Raw genomic sequence first — 18,948 nt, 5'->3', positions numbered from 1 at the left:
TTACTTATCCTGCCTTAAATCTGCTTTTGGGCGCTTTCGCTAAGTCGATCAGTTCTTCGATGATCACCCGTAGCTTAGGTTGGAGGTAAGGGGTTTTAAGCCAAATCAAGTGGATGGGTGTGTCGTCACTGGCGAGTTCGTCCAGTACCGAGATAAGTTCACCAGTTTTAAGATAGTCCTCAACCAACCATATCGGCACTTGCGCTAAACCCACTCCCGCCAGTGTGGCCGCTAAAATGGCTTCGCAATCAGCGATTTCGTGGCGTACTGGAATGTCATAAGCCTCGATGATCCCATCCTCATGTTTAAGTAACCAGCGATGTTGCTGCCCAAGCGGCCAGCCGACAATGCATTGGTGCTGGCTGAGATCTTCTTTGCCTTGTGGAGTGCCAAGTCGAGCGAAATAGGCGGGAGATGCGCAGATCACTCGGCGTTGTTCTCCTAATCTACGGGCGACTAAATCCACAGTGTCGCCGAGTTGTCCGACACGCACCGCCAAATCAATGCCGTCACTAAACAAATCGGTCGCTCTATCGTTAAAGGTAATGGATAACTCGAGCTTGGGATATTTTTGCGACAGTGCTAATAGGGTTGGCAGTATATATCGCCGCCCAAACGTCACGGGTAAATCCACTCGCACTCGACCTGAGGGAATTTGCTGTTCGCTGCCGAGTCGGCTCTGTGCATTGTCTAGGATTGCCATGGCATTTTGGCAATCTGTGAGATACGAATTGCCATCATTGGTTAAGCTCACACGCCTTGTGGTGCGGTGCAGCAGCTTAGTGCCTAAGCGGGTTTCTAATCGCACTATGCTTTTACTGAGCGCCGAACCTGTCATGCCTAACGCCTGCGCCGCTAAGGTAAAACTGCCGAGCTGGGCAACAGTGACGAAATGGCGTATCTCAACAAATTGATTATTTATCACGGCAATTAATTCCTTGAAGGACTCAGTGATGGTCATTTTAGTGACTTAATCATGGGAAGTGAATCGCGTAAGCTACTACCACAGTATGAAAAAGAGCGTTAACTAACGGGCGATCGCCATTTTGCGATTGATTAACAACGCTTTTCTTTACCATAAATTTTATATTCCTATTGAGTGAGCTAACTATGAAATCGTCAAATAATCTGCAAGGTAAAGTGGCTTTTGTACAAGGCGGTAGCCGTGGTATCGGCGCTGCCATCGTTAAAAGATTGGCTAGTGACGGCGCCGCGGTTGCCTTTACCTATGTGTCATCTGAGGCGCAGTCACAATTACTAGTAGATGAAGTGCTAGCTCAGGGGGGGCAAGTCATTGCCTTTAAGGCCGACAGCACAGAGCCGGAGGCGATCCGTCGTGCCATCCGCGAGACCAAAGCGCATTTCGGTGGCTTAGATATTGTGGTTAATAATGCGGGCACGCTGATTTGGGATAGCATCGAAAATCTGACGCTAGAAGACTGGGAACGAACAATTAACACTAACGTGCGCAGTGTGTTTGTGGCGAGCCAAGAAGCGGCGCTGCACATGAATGACGGCGGCCGCATCATCAATATCGGTAGCACCAACGCTGAACGTATTCCGTTTGTAGGTGGTGCGATTTACGGCATGAGTAAATCGGCATTAGTCGGTTTAGCCAAAGGACTCGCGCGGGATTTAGGCCCACGTGCAATTACGGTGAACAACATTCAGCCAGGCCCTGTGGATACCGATATGAACCCTGATAACGGCGATTCATCTGAGCCCGTTAAAGCGATGGGCGCCCTAGGGCGTTTTGGTAAAGCCGAAGAGATCGCAAGCTTTGTCGCCTTTATCGCGGGTCCAGAAGCGGGCTATATCACTGGTGCGAGTTTGATGATTGATGGTGGGTTTTCTGCATAAGCTTTGTCTGTATTTATCTTTTAGGCAAAAAGTTTGATTCCAGTCATTAATAAGCCTGCACAAGAGTCACTCTGGCGGGCTTTGCTTAAGTTGTGGCTAGTTATGCAGAATCAATATGTTAGAGCATAAAAACTCGTTGAGTATGATGGCAAGACCTTAGGTCGTTGTTACTCAAATTATCCGTCAGCAAAGCGTGGTTTTATTGAAATGGTGGACTATGGCTTGAGTCAGGCAAGGCAAATTAATTTGCTTGTTGATGAACTATTGTTACAATCCGCCGGTCTTATCTTCAGCTATCTGTTGAAAGACACTCATTTTTTATCTTTATTATCAAAGAATAAGACGAAGGGAAATTCAAATTTCTAAGTTATCGACTAAGCAAACAGGCAACTTATGGGGCGTGATGGTGTTTACCATTCTGACCTTGTTCTGTTTGACTCAAAATAGTGGAATACTTAACTTGTTGCTCAAGGAGTCGAGCGCGCAGGCGATGTCGGCTACGTCTTTTTCTGGTGCTAGTTTTAGCGCCAACTCAGTTTTAAACTCAAGTTCAGCTTTAAACAGCAGCTCAACTTCAAACAATATGGCTAGCCACGCCGATGCTCAAGCGGCGGGTACTGAGCTGGTCAAAAGTGAACCTAAAAAATGTGAATTGTCTGAGAAATCGATCCGAACCTGTATCGACACTCCGAGTACCATCCCATTTCTTATCCTGCTGTTCCTACTGCCGTTACTTCCCCGCGCCTCCCGCGTGATAACACTGTTACCCATACAAGGTTATCAAGCTAAACCTAGGCGAATACATCTCACACATTGTCGCTTTCAAGAATAAAAACTTATTTATCAATTTGATAGGTGGGTTTGTTTAGGCATGTTTTCTCTCAGTCAATATTTGACTTTTCTCGCCAGTTTGCCGGTAGAAAAGAAAGTTAAGCGGCTGCAGAACATCCAATTTAACACATCACACCTCCCTATCTGACTGCTTGAACTTAAGCCTTCTATCACGCTGATGTTTCTTAAGCCATAACGATATTGGTAACCAGAACATAGCGTTAGCCAATATTTATATGGCCTAGAAGCAAGGTAAGCATGCACGCAGCATCACAGAGTCTTGTTTAACTTAGCTTGGTCTAACAGCGCTTAAGTATTGCAATGGCAAATGCTGACGATATATCGAAGAGATTAATATGCAATTTAATAACAAACAGTTAATGCATATTTTGGGGACAAAATGAGTACATTAAAATCCATGTTAACCAGATTCTGGATACTCGCCTTGATAGTGACGAGCCCGTCGCTAATGGCCGCATCGACGGGGTGGTTGGTTAATGATAATCACCCTCCAGCCAAAGTACGTTTTATGCTAACGGGGGAGGTTGATCCTGCAACGAATACTTTGCCTGCTGTGCTTGAAGTGCAACTTGAGGGCGATTGGAAAACCTATTGGCGCAGTCCTGGGGAAGGCGGTATCGCGCCGACGATAAAATGGGATGGCTCACACAATTTACAGCAAGTGGATTGGAGATGGCCTGCGCCAGAGGAATTCTCATTATTGGGGTTACAAACCTTTGGTTATAAAGGCAATACGATATTTCCCTTAACCCTAAAAGTCGATGATATCGCTGCGCCAACTCAGCTGCGTGGCAAAGTGATCTTGTCGACTTGTACCACCATCTGTGTACTGACGGATTATCAGATTAGTCTCGACTTCACGCCCAATGCGCTGCAAGCGGATACCGATGCCATGTTGGCTTACAACAAGGCCGTGTCGCTTGTGCCACAAAAAGTGTTGACGAAAGAAGGCCAAAATCCTGCGATGACCATGGGTTGGGATGCCGCCAAAGGTCAACTTGAAATCAGACTCAATGATGCCAACTGGCAGAGTCCAACCGTGATTATCGATGGTGAGCCAGATACCACATTTAAGCTAGTGAGCTTAAAACCGAGTGAAAGCGATGTTAACGGCAAGCAATTGGTCGGTATTTTTAGCGGTAAAAGTTGGCTGGGCGAGCCTGAAGTTTTGGGCAAATCGCTGAACATGACTGTCGCCGATAGCGAGCGGGCGTTGGAATACAGCGCCGAAGTTAAGCCTGTGGTGATTACCCAAGAAAGTACCTCGATATTTGGCATGATTTTGTTAGCGCTTATCGGTGGTTTGATCTTAAACGTCATGCCCTGCGTGTTACCAGTGCTTGGCATGAAGCTCAGTTCAGTGGTTGCAGCACCTGATCTTAAACGTAATCAAATCCGCCAACAGTTCATCGCATCAGCGCTGGGGATATTGGCCTCATTCTGGTTACTCGCTGGCTTTATCTTAATGCTTAAGCTCACGGGGCAGGCGATTGGTTGGGGCGTGCAGTTCCAAAACCCTTGGTTTATCGGCTTTATGGCGCTGGTGACCACAGTGTTTGCCTTCAATATGTTAGGTGTATTTGAGATTAACTTACCCTCTAACGTGCAAACCAAGTTGGCGACGACGGGCGGCAATAATAACAGCGGCCATTTTTTACAGGGCATGTTTGCGACGCTACTGGCGACACCGTGCAGTGCGCCATTTTTGGGTACTGCGGTCGCTTTCGCCTTGGGCGCCGATGTACTGAGCTTGTTTGCCATCTTCACTGCGTTGGCCGTGGGTATGGCGTTCCCTTGGTTGATTGTGGCGGCATTTCCGCAGGTGGCGGGTTATTTCCCTAAACCCGGTCGCTGGATGAACACAGTCAAAGTGTTTTTCTCCGGCATGTTGCTCATCACCAGTTTGTGGCTCATTAGCCTGTTGTCCAGCTTCATTGATACAATCTACCTGTGGCTATTAGCTGGCATTATTACACTGATATTTATGGTGTTTATGGCTAAGAAATATGGCGCGATTGCCATTGTGAGCTGCTTAGGTATCGGTATTTTACTGTCGGCGGTTATTGCATTTATGACGGTGAACCAGTGGGCTAAACCTTTACCTACGGATCTTGCTTGGACGCCATTGGATCAAGCATTGATTAATCAGCAGGTCGCCCAGGGCAAGACAGTATTTGTCGATGTGACTGCCGATTGGTGCATCACCTGTAAGGCCAATAAAGTTGGCGTGATCTTGCAAGATCCAGTCTATAGCCTGTTGCAACAGCCGCATATTTTGCCGATGAAGGGCGATTGGACTACGCCTTCTGAGCCCATTACTCATTACCTGCAAAGCCATAATCGTTTCGGGGTGCCATTCAACGTGGTTTACGGCCCGGGTGCACCGCAGGGGATTGAGTTACCGGAAATTCTATCGACTGAGCTTGTGCTTGCTGTGATTGAGCAGGCCTCAGCGTCCCCAGAAAAGTCATCCGTAGCGGCAGGGAAATAACGCTAACGAACAGCCATTCACTCGGATATGTCACTCGGCAATATCACTGGCGAGTCTCATTTAATAGCGAGTCGAGTGGCACTCTACAAATACTCAGGTCAGGGATAACCCTGACCTAAGACAATGGAAATCGATTATGAAACAGAAGATTGAAGTACAAAACAACACTGAATCAATGCAGAAAACTCAAGCCATTGGAGGCACCCAAATGTCGAAATTTAGCTCTTTACGGAAACATCGCAAGTTACAGATGTTTGCTGTCTCAGGTGTCGCCATGGCCATGCTGGTGGTTTCCTTGCCTTCGGTGAGCACCATGGCCTATGCCAAAGACAGCAGTTTATCGGCGGCCCAGCAGCAAGAGGTGCGAGCGATTCTTAAAGATGCCTTGATCAATGATCCTGACCTAATGAGAGAAGCAATTATTGCGTGGCAAGCAAGGGAGCAAGAGGGGGCCAATACAGCCATGCAAACGAGCCTAGTGACCCATCATAAAGCCATGTATGAGACCAAAAGCGATCCGTGGAAGGGCGCTGCGACACCTGAGATTGAGATGGTGTACTTCACCGATTTTAACTGCCCATACTGCAAGAAAATCGAGCCTTCGCTGAACCAGCTGATTGAAGAATTTCCGCAGTTAAAAATCATAGTTAAAATGGTGCCGCTGCAGGGCGAAGGCTCCAAAATGGCAGTCGATTTTGCCCAAACGGTTTGGTTAAACGAGCCTGAAAAGTATCTCAAGGTGAAGGATATGTTGATGTCGAGTCCGCGTGGACTCGATGCCGCCGCCATCGCTAAGGTCGCTAAACTGACGGCAACTGAGCGTTGGGTCGGCAACACAGATGAGCGCGTGGCTAAAATGGTCGATGACAATGTTAATTTAATGAATGAGTTAGGCATAGGTGGCACTCCAAGTATGATAGTGGCCGATACGCTTATTCCCGGATTAGTGCCTTACGAAGTGTTAAAAGAGCAGCTTGAAGCCGCGATTGCCGCTAAAGATAAGACGCAGAAGAGCAGTTAAGATGCCGCCAAAGGAAACTGAAAATATGAGCGCCGAACAGGTTTCGACATCTTTACCTAAACGCATATTGGGCTGGATTAAGCAGTTGGCACTTTGGCTGCTCATTGCTCTTATCGTGACCAGCGTGATGGACATCTGGCGCGGCAAAGATATCCCGCGGGATAATTTGCCGCAGCTCCAAGGGACGACGTTGGCTGGGGAAGCGCTTGATATTGCCAAGTTAAGCCAAGATCAGGCGGTATTGGTATACTTTTGGGGCACTTGGTGCCCTGTGTGTAATTTTGTCAGTCCGGCGGTCAATCAAATGTCGGCCTATTACCCCGTGGTGACGGTTGCCATGAATTCGGGGGAGGATGAGAAACTGAGAAAATATCTTCAGCATCAAGGCTATGGCTTTGACACTATTAACGATAGTGACAGCAAGATTGCCCGTGATTGGTCATTGCAGGCGACGCCAACCATTATGATCTTTAAAGAGGGTGAGCTAAAACACTATACGACAGGCTTTACTAGCCTACCCGGTATGTGGTGGCGAATGATGTTCACTTAGAAGTGATGCTTCAGGGGCTGTTTTAGGAGAGAAAAAAAGCGCTAATCTTGGTTAGCGCTTTTGTATTATCAACTTATTTCAGGACTAGACAACTAGCTGAAAGCTTAGGGTTTACTTCACTAAAGTGAGTAGTGGTGCCTGACTCACAACTTGGAAGTCGAGCGCCATAGTCACACTGAGCGCCGTAATAGTGATGATTGAAAAACCAAACACTTGGCGAGCCCAGCGGTGCATGTCGATGCCGTGGCGATAACCTTTTAATGCCATGGCAAGCCACCACAGGCTAGTGGCACAGGTGACTGCCATAAAGGCGATACCTGTGTAACCTGCGAGTGGCAGCAGCGCACTGACTAAGGCGAACACAGCAATATAAAGCACGATATGCAGTTTTGCCTTGGTCATGCCTTCTGCAACCGGCAGTACTGGAATATTGGCTGCCGCATAGTCATTAAAACGGAAAATCGCGATGGCATAGGAATGCGGCATCTGCCATAGACTGAACATCAACAGCAAAATAGCCGCGCCCATGTCCATTTGCCCTGTCACACTGCAATAGCCAACCACGGGCGGTACTGCGCCCGAGAAGCTGCCAACTAAAGTGCCATACACTGAGTTACGTTTCATGTAGAGGCTATAAACCCCCACATAAACGATGTAACCAATAACGGCAAATAGCAGGGCTAATGCATTGGTAAACAAGGCTAAGATGCTAAAGCCTAACACACCTAAGGCGAGTCCAAACGCGAGTACGTTACCCACGGCAATTTCGCCCGTGACGGTCACGCGTTTGCAGGTTCGCTGCATCTTGGCGTCGATATCACGGTCAATACAGTTATTGATTGCGCAACCCGAGGCTACGACCAAGGACAATCCCACTAAGCTCGCCAGCATCAAGACCAAATTTACGTCGCCTTTGGCGGCTAATAAAAAACCGCCAGCAACGGAAATCAGATTCCCGAAAATGATGCCAGGCTTAGTAACCTGCACATACCCTTTGAAGCGTGCTTTCCATTGCGGTGACATAAATCTGTCTTGTGTTTGCATAGACTGTTTCTCGTTACATCATTAAAGCGTTGGCTTCGAGTATGATCCACACCGACAGGCCGACGACCATGACAATAATCAGGGCGGTAAATAGGAAGGAGAAGGTATTTACTTTGCCTTCTTTCGAGAAATCTAAGTGCAAGAAGTACTTAAGATGTACCACTATCTGCACTATCGCCATCACTAGCACTAAGTTAAGGGTGGTCGCTTTCTCGAAGTGATGGGTCATTACCGCCCAAAATGGAATGGCGGTTAATACCACTGACAGCACAAAGCCCATTAGATATGACTTAATGCTCGCGGCCAGATCGTCAGTGCCATGGCTAGGCTTATCAGTATGACTATGTGCGCTCATTACAGTGCTCCCAATAAATACACGACCGTGAATACACAAATCCACACTATGTCGAGGAAATGCCAGAACAGGCTTAAGCAGCTCAGGCGGGTGATGCTGCGATGACCTAAACCGTTTTTCGCCACTTCAATCATCATGATCGCCATCCAAATCAGACCTGCGGTCACGTGCAAACCGTGCATACCGACCAAGGTGAAGAAGGACGACAGGAAAGCGCTGCGCTGTGGGCCATTGCCATGTTCAATCAGGTGATGGAATTCATAGACTTCCATCCCGATAAACACACAACCGAGGGCGAAGGTGACGAGTAACCAAGCCAAGGTTGCGGTTTTGTTGTGGCGCTTAGCAAAAATTAGCGCCATGCCATAGGTAATACTACTAACGAGCAGGGCGGCAGTTTCGATCAGCACAAAGTCCAATTCGAAAATGTCTTTACCCGAAACGCCACCGTCCGTGTTCATGTAGAGCACGGCATAGGTTGCGAAAACCGAGGCAAACAAAATGCAGTCGGTCATCAGGTAAATCCAAAAACCAAACAGAGTATTGCCACTCGTGTCATGGTGTTCGTGGTGATCTTCTGCGTGAGCTACTTCTAAATCTGCTGGGATTGCAATACTCATATCAGCCCCTTACTACATTGTTTAAGTGGGCATTTTCAATGCTAGCCACTTCATCGGGTTGTACGTAATAGTCGACGTCATTGTTATAGGCTCGGAATAAGAACACGATAAACGCGCCCACTAAGCCCACAATGGCTAACCACAGAATGTGCCAAATAGCGGCAAAACCCGCGGCAGTGATCCCCAGCGCCATTAAGATACCGCTTGAGGTATTTTTCGGCATATGGATTGGCTGATAGTGTTTGAGGCCTTGATAAGCCAAGCCTTTTTCTTTCGCGTCGGTAAAGGCATCGATATCAGCAACCTGTGGCAGCTTAGCGAAGTTATAGAACTGGGGTGGTGAAGCGGTTGACCACTCTAACGTATGGCCATTCCATGGGTCGCCCGTAGTATCGCGGTTTTGGTCGCGGTCACGGATACTCACGTACAGTTGGATAAACTGCAGAATGATACCGACCATGATGATGCAAGCACCCACAGCGGCTAAGTAGATCCATAGATTCCATGCCGGGTTATCCGTATGGCTAATTCGGCGCGTCATACCCATAAAGCCTAATACGTACAGCGGCATAAAGGCCACGTAGAAACCGATTTGCCAGCACCAGAATGACGCTTTACCTAAACGCTCATTCAAGTGGAAACCTGTCGCTTTCGGGAACCAGTAAGCAAAGCCTGCTAAGTAACCAAATACCGCACCACCAATAATAGTGTTATGGAAATGCGCGATTAAAAACAAACTGTTATGTAGAACGTAATCGGCTCCTGGTAAGGCTAATAGCACACCTGTCATACCGCCTATGGTGAAAGTCACCATAAAGCCTAGCGTCCACAACACAGGTACAGTTAACCTTAGGCGGCCACGGTAGATAGTGAACAACCAGTTAAACAGTTTCACCCCGGTTGGAACCGCAATCACCATAGTCATCACCCCGAAGAAGGCGTTGACGTTGGCACTTGAGCCCATAGTGAAGAAGTGGTGTAACCAAACGATGAAACCTAAAATTGAAATCGCACCGCTCGCCCACACCATAGAGGTGTAACCGAACAAACGCTTAGCCGTAAAGGTTGAGATCACCTCGGAGAAAATACCAAAAGCAGGCAAAATCAGGATGTAAACTTCAGGATGCCCCCACGCCCAAAATAGGTTGATATACATCATGGCGTTACCGCCACCGTCATTGGTGAAGAAGTGGAAATCCATGTAACGGTCGAGCGTTAACATGGCTAACACGGCGGTTAAGATAGGGAATGACGCGACGATCAAAATGTTCGCCCAAGTACAAGTCCAAGTGAAGATTGGCATTTGCATCAGCTTCATGCCTGGGGCGCGCATCTTCAGTACGGTGGCGATAAAGTTCACCCCGGTTAAGGTTGTCCCTATGCCTGAAATTTGCAGTGCCCAGATATAGTAATCGACTCCAACCCCCGGACTGTAAGCCAGCTCTGAGAGGGGGGGATACGCCACCCAACCTGTCTTAGCAAATTCACCTAAACCCAATGAAATATTGATCAACACAGCGCCAGAGGCGGTCAACCAGAAACTGAGGTTGTTCAAGAATGGGAAGGCAACGTCGCGGGCACCAATTTGCAGCGGCAACACTAAGTTCATCAGACCTATCATAAATGGCATCGCCATAAAGATAATCATGATCACGCCATGGGCGGTGAAGATTTGGTCGTAATGTTCAGGCGGCAGATAACCTGCGGCGCCGTTGGTGGCAAGTGCTTGCTGGGTACGCATCATAATGGCATCGGAGAAGCCACGAATAAGCATCACCAAAGCCAACACTATGTACATGATACCGAGGCGTTTATGGTCAACAGAGGTTAACCAGTCGTGCCAGAGTACGCTCCATTTTTTGTGTTTAGTGATCAAGGCTGCGATATACAAACCTACCACAGCGACGACCGCTAGGGTCACCATGATGATGGGCTCGTGATAGGGAATCGCATCTAAGCTTAATTTACCGAGAAATGACATGATTACTCCGCCTCCACTTTGTGAGTGGATGAGTGCTCTAAGGATGAAGGTTCTGTGGATGAATCCTGTGTTGATGACGGTACAGAAGGTGTTGAGCTATCCATGTCGGCCATGTTCTGTGTATTTTCCATCGCGTGCTCGCCTGCCATATGTGCCATGTCGTGCATACCTTTCATGTCTGCCATGTCAGATGTGTGCTCAGTGCCCATGTGTTCCATGCCTGCGTGAATGTCCATTCCTTCGTGACCTTTCATGCTCTCATGTGAGTCCATGTGCATGTATTGCATCACGATTTGGTCAAACATCCCTTTGCTCACTGAGCCAAAGTATTCAACTGGATTGTATTCACTCGGTTTAGCCAGTGTGGCGTAGGCCGCTGAGTCCAATGTCTTGCCCTGTTGTTTTAACTTGGCAACCCATGCATCGAAGTCGGCAGGTGTTTGAGTGGCAATTGCTTTAAACTTCATGCCCGCAAATCCGGCGCCGCTGTAGTTAGCCGAAATACCGTCGAAGGTGCCGGGCTCGTTAGCGATCAAATGCAACTTAGTGGTCATGCCCGCCATAGAATAAATCTGGCTGCCTAACTGCGGGATGAAGAAGGAGTTCATCGCAGTATCAGAGGTGATCTTAAAGTTCACTGGCACATTGGCTGGGAACGCCAACTCATTGACCGATGCCACGCCTTGTTCTGGATAAATGAATAACCATTTCCAGTCCAGCGACACCACTTCAACCGTGACGGGTTTCGCTTCGTGCTCTAAAGGTTTATATGGATCAAGATCATGGGTCGAACCCCAAGTGATCACACCTAGCACTATCACGATCACAATCGGCACTATCCACACTACGGTTTCAATCGCTGTTGAGTGTGCCCATTTAGGCGCATAGATTTCCTGATCACGGCCATCGCGGTATTTCCACGCGAAGTACAATGTCATGGCAATCACAGGGATAACGACAATGAGCATGAGTAGGGTGGCGACGATAATCAGGTGTTTTTCATCGATACCGATTTGGCCCTTAGGGTCCAATACTCCGCCATCACAACCCGCGAGCATGAGTGCTACTGCCGCGATTGCTGCTTTACTTAATTTTCGAATTAACAAAGGAAGATTCCTCTAACCCTAAGGTTTACAACTCTGCCAAGCGTTAACCGGCAGTCGCACTAAGCGGCGTTATCTGAGCGCAAATCCTGAGACCCAAGAGGTATGACACAATAATGTGCCGCCATTCCGAGGCAAATCGAAGATCAGCTTTCAGCGCTTAATGCTTAATTTGAATTTAAAAACAGAGGGTTAAAATGGCGGAGCGCGACAACCGTGGGCGGTATGTTCGAGGGATTTTAGCCTTGGGGGGGCTAAAAAAAGTGAAGCGTTAGTTAAATCGAGATGATTGAAAAATTTGAAGCAGCAGTCGATTAAATACCATAACTGCAGAATAACGAGGGGGTTGAGCAATAATAGACTGAGCAGACTGGCGCCGATAAACTCGACTAAAAAGCCATTGCTGAGGCTGATTAGTTCGCTAATATCGACACAACCGCCGATCAACACGGATAAAACGTCAGCAATAGGCAGCACAAACAATAACCCGAAAAACAGGGCTAGATTTGTCATGCTAAAGGTTGAAAGCCGAATAGTTAGGTTCAATCTTTCAACAATGAATTGGCTAAGAGCTAATTTCAATTAATGAGTCCGGCTGAACGGGAAAAGGAGTCAGTTGGCAGAACAAAAAATATTCAGCATGTAACTTTTTTATGCGGCAGGAGGATACCAAGAAGCGGCTATTGAATGAAAGCGGATCCCCGTAGTAAAAGGGCTTAAGCATTAAAAAAACCTTAATTAAAACTAAATTTGATCGTTAGCTTTACAAAATTAACAGTATTTAAACTGATTTTGTTCTCATAAAATAAAAAATTGTGAAGCCTCTCATTTATTCATTTTGACTAAAGTTGATTTGCTCGTGGCGTCATTGAGTTGATTACAGCCCCTATAAACATGTTAGCTTTACCCGCAAAAAGACTAAGCTTAACTTCTATGGCGGGGTTAATGTTGCCGGTAGTTGTCTTGATGGGTTAGCTTGTTTGTCGCAAGATTGGGCTCGCCAAGTTTGGCTGTGTGATTAAGTGCATTTGAGATCGGCATCCCAAATAAAAACATCACGTTAAATGAGTGATTGTGTCAGTCATTTACGCTATTTACATTAGATAAACCGATTATTAAACTGTGAACTTATCTCGCCCCTGATATGTGCTTGAGATTGAGCCTGTGAGTAGGGCATGATGCTTCTCAATTCTTGAAGTGCGTCAGCATGAAGGACTACACATAAAGTCATTTATCCCATACCTTAAGGTAAACATTTTCATCGCCTTAGCTTACGTTATTGTAGGTAAAATTGGTTTGATGATTGCTTTGCCGCCTGGATATTCTGCTGCAATTTGGCCTGCCGCAGGTATTGCCATTGCCGCTTGTGTTTTATGGAAAGAATATGCGCCTTGGATTGGTGTGTTCATTGGTTCTTTGTTGATTAATCTCAACATCAGCGGACATATCCATTGGGGGTGGTTGCCCTTTGCGATTTCAATTGGCTCATCTATACAGGCAGTGCTTTCTGCCTATGTTCTTGGGCGAGTCGATCATTTATTCACCCTAGATAATCCTAACGCCGTCATTAAATCCTGCTTGAGTTTAGCTTTAACTTGTACTGTAGCGACTGTTTTTGGCAATTTCTCCTTAGTGATTAACGGTACGATTCCACAGTCCGATTTACTGGGTAGTTTAATAAATTGGTGGACTGGGGATTTGCTCGGTGCCGTGATTTTTATCCCTCTGACTATGTTGCTATTTGATAAGCGAGTTATTTGGCGTTCTCGCCGCATTCAGACGGGTGTGCCTCTGCTGGTGGGCTTTTTATTTTGCGTGGGGATTTATTACTACTCAGATATGAATCAGCGCCAACAGTTACAGGATAAGTTTCTGGTTCAATCTAATGCGATTATTAGCAATATTGAAAGTTTTCAAGATGCGAACCTCCAACAAATTGTTGCCTTAGCAAGCTTGTTCGATAATAGCGAGCAGGTTTCTGAGGATGAGTTTGTACAGTTTGGCAAACGCAATATGTTGATGAAGGATGGCTTTAGAGCTTGGTCTTGGTCACCGCTTGTGGCGGCAGCCGATCAGCAAAGTTTTGAGGCATCCATTCGTTCTGTGGTTGGTGGTTCCTACAAAGTGACTCGTCCCGAAGGCTGGCAGGCGAATACTGATGGTTGGCTAGTCCCTGTGATGTATATTCAGCCGCAGATAGGTAACGAAGCGGCCTTGGGATTGGATCTCAATAGTGAGCCGACGCGAGCCGCAGCCATAGCAAAAGTGCGTGCGACGTTAGCACCCGTGATGACAGCCAAGATTCAATTAGCACAAGATCCCAATGGTCCTGGTGGCACTTTACTCATTGCTCCTGCTTTTGACAGATTGGGTAAGATCTCAGGGTTTTGTTCAGCCGTAATTGATTTGCAAGGCATTATTGATGATGTTGATAGTGTAAAAGGGTTGCAGTGGCAACTGACAGATATGAGTGCGGGCGGTACCTTACTTTATAGCAATACTCAAAAATCGTTTCCTGAATTTAGCAGCAAGCTCTTCAGCGATAAAACTGGGCAGTATTTTCAGGCAAACCTGATGTTAGCGGATCGTCATTGGCATATAGTGATTTATCAATCCTATGCGGTGCTGATGGGCGATACTTTTAGCTTATCGCTACTAATGCTGCTGCTCGCCTTTATCACTTGTGCGGTCGTGGGCGGCATGACACTGGTTTCCTCCGGCGAGCGCCAACGTATTGCCGAAAAAGTGACAGAAAAAACCATGGCATTGTCGAAGGAAATTGCCCGCCGTCAGGCTTTTCAAGCTACCTTGGTCGAAAGTGAGCAAAAATATCGAAACCTATTTGATAAGGCCCCTGTGGGGCATGTGCTTAAACGTTTAGATGATGGTCAATTTGTGGCGATTAACCCCGCCTTTCAAGCGATTACGGGTTATTCACTCGATGAGCTTAATCAACTTGATCCTTGGGATCTTACCCCAAAGCGTTATCAATTAAGTGAAACTGAGCAATTAGAGCGCTTAAAGCAGACGCGCCGTTACGGCCCCTATCAGAAGCATTATTTACATAAAAATGGCCAATTAGTGGCGGTGCGCCTCAACGGGGCTTTAGTTACTGGTGCTAATGGTGAACAGCTAATTTTGTTTATCGTCGAAGATATTACCGAGCAGGAGCGTACCGTTGCGCGGGTAAATCTCTTGGCGCAAGTATTTCAGCAGAGTGGTGAAGGCATCACGATTATGGATGCCAACGATATCATTGTGGATGTGAATAGCGCATTTTCTCAGATCACGGGTTATTCCCGAGAGGACATTATTGGTAAAAACTGCCGTTTTATAGAGGCTGAACGAACGGATAAAAGTATTGATTCTCAAGTCCGTGCTGCCCTCGAGCAAACGGGTTTCTGGCAAGGTGAAGTCTGGGATAGGCATAAACAAGGCTACGATTTCCCGAAATGGTTGATGATGTCTGTGGTGCGGGATGATTCTGGTGCCGTGAGTCACTATATTGGCAGCTTTACCGATATCAGTGAGCGTAAAGTCAGTGAGGAACGCATTCATTTCCTTGCCCATCATGACTCTTTGACCTTATTGCCTAATCGACTGAGCTTGCAGTCGCGCCTCGAAGTGGTGTTTAAGGATGCTCTGGTATCCCACAGCCAAATAGCGGTAATGTTCATCGACATGGACCACTTTAAAAATATCAACGATACCTTGGGCCATCATGTGGGCGATCAACTGCTGCTAGAGGTGGCCCGACGTTTGAAATACATCGTTGGTGATAATGATACTGTGGCGCGTTTGGGGGGCGATGAGTTTGTGGTTGCCTTGTCCGATACGAACCATGATGAAGTGGCCAGTTTAGCCGAGGCGCTGCGCAGTGGTTTGAGTCAAACCTATGTGATTAATAATCAAGCATTACATTCATCGCCAAGTATAGGGATCAGTTTATTCCCCAATGATGGTGACAGTGTTGAAGCCTTGATGAAAAATGCCGATATGGCCATGTACCGCGCAAAAGCGGCTGGACGCAATAACTATCAATTCTTTACTGCGGCAATGAACACTTTGATCACTGAGCGCCAGCATATTGAAACTGGCCTAAGGCAAGTGTTAGCAAACGACGAATTACGACTTCATTATCAGCCACAAATTGATATTAGAAGCGGGCAAGTGGTCAGTGTCGAAGCGCTTGTGCGCTGGCAGCATCCCGAATTTGGCATGATAGCGCCTGACCGTTTTATTCCCATTGCCGAAGAGATCGACATGATCATCCCAATTGGCCAATGGGTGTTAGAAACGGCGATGGCGCAACTTGCTGTCTGGCGCGCAGCGGGTGCCACTGAGTTGCGAATGGCAGTGAATCTGTCAGCGCATCAACTCCGTAAGGATACGATAGTCGCCGATATTACCAATGTGCTGGTGAAGCATAAGTTGGGCAAAGGCGCACTGGAGCTGGAGATTACCGAGAGTGTGGCGATGCAATATCCTGAGCAGAATGCGCGCCTATTAGCGGAATTGCGCCAACATGGTATCGAGCTCGCCATCGATGATTTTGGTACAGGATATTCCTCTTTATCCTATTTGAAACTCTTGCCCTTAGACAGGTTAAAGCTCGACCGATCCTTTGTGAAGGATATTGAGACCGACTCGAACGATGCAGCCATTAGCGCTGCAACTATTTCTATGTCCCATGAATTGGGGTTAACTGTGGTCGCTGAAGGGGTTGAAAACGAGGCGCAATTGGTATTATTGTCGAGTATGGGGTGCGACTTAGTGCAAGGGTTTTACTTTAGTAAACCCTTAGCGGCAGAAGAGTGTTTCCGCTTTATCCAGCGTAATTTATAACGGCAGAGTGTTGTTGTTTTTCTAATGCTGGCGCAGAGTTGGACTATACTTGAGTTCGCATTATGCATGCGTTAATCAAAATACTAAGGATGGTTTTATGCAAGTCATCTTCACTAAAGGTACTCAGCGTTATGGCCAGTTGCGTTGTGTGCGCATGGACGGTAGTGCGACCCAAACCCAAATGCCAGAACAAGGTATAGCACCTCACGATATGATCCACTATGTGGTTGAAAAACGCCTGCATATTCAAGGCGCTTTCTTCTCGCAGATCAGAGCTGGCGCCGATATCAGCTTTACCTTAGAGCATAATGAAACCTCCCGCGCCATCGCTGATAAAACGGAGGTGTGGCAAGCCGAATCCATAGTTGAGACCTTGCAGTCGCTACTGTGGTCGGGTGAAACGCCAACCTATGACGGCTTTATTTATCTGTTAGAGCAAGCCTGTAGCAGTCGAGACTTAGTCGTTCCTACTGTTAACCAAACAGATTTTGATCATATTCTCAATGAGATTATGGATTTGAGTGTCGAGTGGCAGGGAATGGGAGAAGGTCAGTCCTTGACCTTGAAGTTCTAAGCGATTTAAAAATAAGTGACTTAAAAAACAAAGAGCGCAGATAACTGCGCTCTTTGTTTTACTGCGGCCATAGCGGGATTATTCCCGATGACGACGTTCTTGGCTTTGAGTTGATCGACCTTGGTTATGTTCTACCGAGCGAGCGGTTTGCGCATTTTGGCGTGGCTCACTTTGTCTCACTCTCACTTCTTCGCGTTGTCTAGGCGCCGCTTGTCTTGGTTGTTCAATCCGTTGTGGCTCTGTACGTCTTGTTTCAGGTCGTGGCGTTTCAACTCTTGGGGTCATAGTTCTTGGTTTTTCTTGCCTTTGTGACTGTGACCTTTGTTGTTCGATATTACGCGGCTGTGACTCCCGAGTTTGATATTGCCTTTGCTGAGGCTCCTTCGATGGCATTGGTTTTGACTGCACGGGTCTTGATTGCGCGTCATTACGCTCCTTGTGAGTCGGCGTTTGTACCATAGTCGCGGATCGACGTTCCTTTAACTCGGCTTGCGTTTTCTGATAACTCGGTGTGCGGTTATCACGTTCACGGCTGACGTTGTGATAGTCTTTATTATCACGACTTTTATTGCCCTGATTACTCATATTACCCAGATTACTATGGGTATCTTGGCGTTCTTTAGACTTCGAATATTGGCTATTGAAGTGCTGTTTACTGCCGCTTGAGTGTGAATCTCTGCCGCGATATTTATCATCACGGTAATAGCGTTGTTTCACCACTGGATTGTGATAACTCACGCCGCGTCTATGTTCGGGTTTATGTTTCCAAGGTTGTGCGCCATGGCTAACACTGTATCTTTCCCGTGGGCGATATCGGTGTGAATGGCGATAGTCGATCACCACCACTTTATGGTTGTGCCAGTGGAACGAACTGAAGAAGTAGTTAAAGGAAATATGGATGCCCGGTGACCAGTAGAAATGGTTATGACTCGGACGATAGGGATAGCCAGCATAGCCGCCAAATTCCCAATATACAGGAGGATAAGCCACACCCCAACGCCATGTGCCGTAAACCACGCGTGGATCGTAATAGGGGACGTAGACGATTTCTCGCTTAGCGGGTTCTATGATGATCTGATTGTTGGCGCGGGTAATTGCCATGTTATCCATGTCCGCTAAGCTATTCGCTTTATCAGCCTGTTGTCTTAGGGACTGAATGCTGTTCATCACTTGGCCTTCATCTTCTAAGAAGGCTTCACCGAGTCTTTGAGTCCATTCGAGATCTTCACTCATTTTTTGCAGCAGCGTCGGGAAGGCCAGCAAGGCTTTGACGCTCGGGTCCCAGTCCTGATCTTCGGCTTGCGACATAATTTGGTCGATCGATGATTTGGGGCGCTGGGTTAACCAACGCTGTGCCTGCACTATTTCGAGTGGATAAGTTGAAGCGATAAGTATGTGGGTCAGTAAGCTATCGGGATACAGGGCAATAGGCGCCAGCATTTGTTCGAGTTCGGCTTGGCTTGCCGCTGTGCTCGATCCTTGGCTCGCAGATATGCCCGCAGCCTGTGCTGTGGTAGTGAAAGGCAAGGCCACTAATGCCGCCGTTAACACTAGCCAATTCCATCGATGTAGTCTGTTCATGGTTTGCTCCAATAATCCTGTTCGAGGATGTTATGGGCATATTAGGCGTGTGAATATGAACATAAGCTGAA

General features: G+C 47.1%; 15 protein-coding genes. 7 read left to right on the top strand and 8 right to left on the bottom strand.

Annotated features, from left to right (window positions below; all coding sequences use genetic code 11):
- Positions 1-4: 4 nt before the first annotated feature.
- Positions 5-925, bottom strand: a complete 921-nt coding sequence (locus tag KO533_RS12220; protein WP_219254378.1) for a LysR family transcriptional regulator — start codon at positions 923-925, stop codon at positions 5-7.
- 185 nt (positions 926-1,110) lie between these two features.
- Between KO533_RS12220 and KO533_RS12215 the strand changes: the two genes are divergently transcribed.
- The 5 genes from KO533_RS12215 to KO533_RS12195 all read left to right on the top strand — a co-directional run bounded on the left by KO533_RS12215 (position 1,111) and on the right by KO533_RS12195 (position 6,774).
- Entirely contained in the window at positions 1,111-1,860 is a 750-nt protein-coding gene (locus tag KO533_RS12215; RefSeq protein WP_219254376.1) for a 3-oxoacyl-ACP reductase family protein, read from the top strand.
- A 403-nt stretch (positions 1,861-2,263) separates the two neighbouring features.
- The gene (locus KO533_RS12210) at positions 2,264-2,692 is read left to right on the top strand and encodes a hypothetical protein (protein ID WP_219254374.1); all 429 of its coding nucleotides are present in this window, start codon (positions 2,264-2,266) and stop codon (positions 2,690-2,692) included.
- A gap of 399 nt (positions 2,693-3,091) precedes the next feature.
- Positions 3,092-5,203: a protein-disulfide reductase DsbD domain-containing protein gene (locus KO533_RS12205; RefSeq protein ID WP_219254372.1), complete on the top strand. Its 2,112-nt coding sequence runs from the start codon at positions 3,092-3,094 to the stop codon at positions 5,201-5,203.
- Between the two features lie 136 nt (positions 5,204-5,339).
- Positions 5,340-6,224, top strand: a complete 885-nt coding sequence (locus tag KO533_RS12200) for a thioredoxin domain-containing protein (protein ID WP_219254370.1) — start codon at positions 5,340-5,342, stop codon at positions 6,222-6,224.
- 25 nt (positions 6,225-6,249) lie between these two features.
- The gene (locus tag KO533_RS12195) at positions 6,250-6,774 is read left to right on the top strand and encodes a protein disulfide oxidoreductase (protein ID WP_219254368.1); all 525 of its coding nucleotides are present in this window, start codon (positions 6,250-6,252) and stop codon (positions 6,772-6,774) included.
- 111 nt (positions 6,775-6,885) lie between these two features.
- Here the strand turns inward: KO533_RS12195 and cyoE are convergent, their stop codons facing one another.
- From cyoE to KO533_RS12165, 6 genes are all read right to left on the bottom strand, one after another.
- On the bottom strand, positions 6,886-7,818 hold the full coding sequence (gene cyoE / locus KO533_RS12190) for a heme o synthase (RefSeq protein ID WP_219254366.1): 933 nt from the start codon (positions 7,816-7,818) through the stop codon (positions 6,886-6,888).
- Positions 7,819-7,831: 13 nt separating this feature from the next.
- Positions 7,832-8,173: a cytochrome o ubiquinol oxidase subunit IV gene (gene cyoD, locus KO533_RS12185; RefSeq protein ID WP_219254364.1), complete on the bottom strand. Its 342-nt coding sequence runs from the start codon at positions 8,171-8,173 to the stop codon at positions 7,832-7,834.
- Positions 8,173-8,793: a cytochrome o ubiquinol oxidase subunit III gene (gene cyoC / locus KO533_RS12180; protein ID WP_219254362.1), complete on the bottom strand. Its 621-nt coding sequence runs from the start codon at positions 8,791-8,793 to the stop codon at positions 8,173-8,175. Before cyoC ends, cyoD begins: the two co-directional genes overlap by 1 nt.
- A 1-nt stretch (position 8,794) precedes the next feature.
- Positions 8,795-10,774 carry a cytochrome o ubiquinol oxidase subunit I gene (gene cyoB / locus KO533_RS12175; RefSeq protein ID WP_219254360.1) on the bottom strand — a complete coding sequence of 660 codons (1,980 nt, stop codon included), beginning with the start codon at positions 10,772-10,774 and terminating at the stop codon, positions 8,795-8,797.
- A gap of 2 nt (positions 10,775-10,776) precedes the next feature.
- Positions 10,777-11,880, bottom strand: a complete 1,104-nt coding sequence (cyoA, locus tag KO533_RS12170) for a ubiquinol oxidase subunit II (RefSeq protein ID WP_219254358.1) — start codon at positions 11,878-11,880, stop codon at positions 10,777-10,779.
- A gap of 189 nt (positions 11,881-12,069) precedes the next feature.
- A complete protein-coding gene (locus KO533_RS12165; protein WP_219254356.1) occupies positions 12,070-12,459 on the bottom strand; it encodes a hypothetical protein in 390 nt (129 codons plus the stop codon).
- 615 nt (positions 12,460-13,074) lie between these two features.
- On the opposite strand from KO533_RS12165, the gene KO533_RS12160 reads away from it, so the two are divergent.
- Together KO533_RS12160 and KO533_RS12155 are read left to right on the top strand one after the other, a co-directional pair.
- Positions 13,075-16,722 carry an EAL domain-containing protein gene (locus KO533_RS12160; protein ID WP_105250681.1) on the top strand — a complete coding sequence of 1,216 codons (3,648 nt, stop codon included), beginning with the start codon at positions 13,075-13,077 and terminating at the stop codon, positions 16,720-16,722.
- Between the two features lie 97 nt (positions 16,723-16,819).
- On the top strand, positions 16,820-17,296 hold the full coding sequence (locus KO533_RS12155) for a cytoplasmic protein (protein WP_219254354.1): 477 nt from the start codon (positions 16,820-16,822) through the stop codon (positions 17,294-17,296).
- Positions 17,297-17,374: 78 nt separating this feature from the next.
- Here KO533_RS12155 and KO533_RS12150 read toward each other — a convergent pair whose 3' ends face one another.
- Positions 17,375-18,877: a DUF3300 domain-containing protein gene (locus tag KO533_RS12150; RefSeq protein ID WP_219254352.1), complete on the bottom strand. Its 1,503-nt coding sequence runs from the start codon at positions 18,875-18,877 to the stop codon at positions 17,375-17,377.
- Positions 18,878-18,948: the final 71 nt, after the last annotated feature.

Origin of the sequence: Shewanella sp. NKUCC05_KAH (genome assembly GCF_019345585.1) — a bacterium.
GTDB classification, from domain to species: Bacteria; Pseudomonadota; Gammaproteobacteria; order Enterobacterales; family Shewanellaceae; genus Shewanella; species Shewanella oncorhynchi.
The sequence above is the reverse complement of the archived record's forward strand: the minus strand, read 5'-3'. Positions and strand labels throughout refer to the sequence as shown.

Coding starts and splice junctions, on each gene's coding strand:
- KO533_RS12215 (WP_219254376.1), top strand. CDS start 1,111: ATGAAATCGTCAAATAATCTGCAAGGTAAAGTGGCTTTTGTACAAGGC.
- KO533_RS12210 (WP_219254374.1), top strand. CDS start 2,264: ATGGTGTTTACCATTCTGACCTTGTTCTGTTTGACTCAAAATAGTGGA.
- KO533_RS12205 (WP_219254372.1), top strand. CDS start 3,092: ATGAGTACATTAAAATCCATGTTAACCAGATTCTGGATACTCGCCTTG.
- KO533_RS12200 (WP_219254370.1), top strand. CDS start 5,340: ATGAAACAGAAGATTGAAGTACAAAACAACACTGAATCAATGCAGAAA.
- KO533_RS12195 (WP_219254368.1), top strand. CDS start 6,250: ATGAGCGCCGAACAGGTTTCGACATCTTTACCTAAACGCATATTGGGC.
- cyoE (WP_219254366.1), bottom strand. CDS start 7,818: ATGCAAACACAAGACAGATTTATGTCACCGCAATGGAAAGCACGCTTC.
- cyoD (WP_219254364.1), bottom strand. CDS start 8,173: ATGAGCGCACATAGTCATACTGATAAGCCTAGCCATGGCACTGACGAT.
- cyoC (WP_219254362.1), bottom strand. CDS start 8,793: ATGAGTATTGCAATCCCAGCAGATTTAGAAGTAGCTCACGCAGAAGAT.
- cyoB (WP_219254360.1), bottom strand. CDS start 10,774: ATGTCATTTCTCGGTAAATTAAGCTTAGATGCGATTCCCTATCACGAG.
- KO533_RS12155 (WP_219254354.1), top strand. CDS start 16,820: ATGCAAGTCATCTTCACTAAAGGTACTCAGCGTTATGGCCAGTTGCGT.
- KO533_RS12150 (WP_219254352.1), bottom strand. CDS start 18,877: ATGAACAGACTACATCGATGGAATTGGCTAGTGTTAACGGCGGCATTA.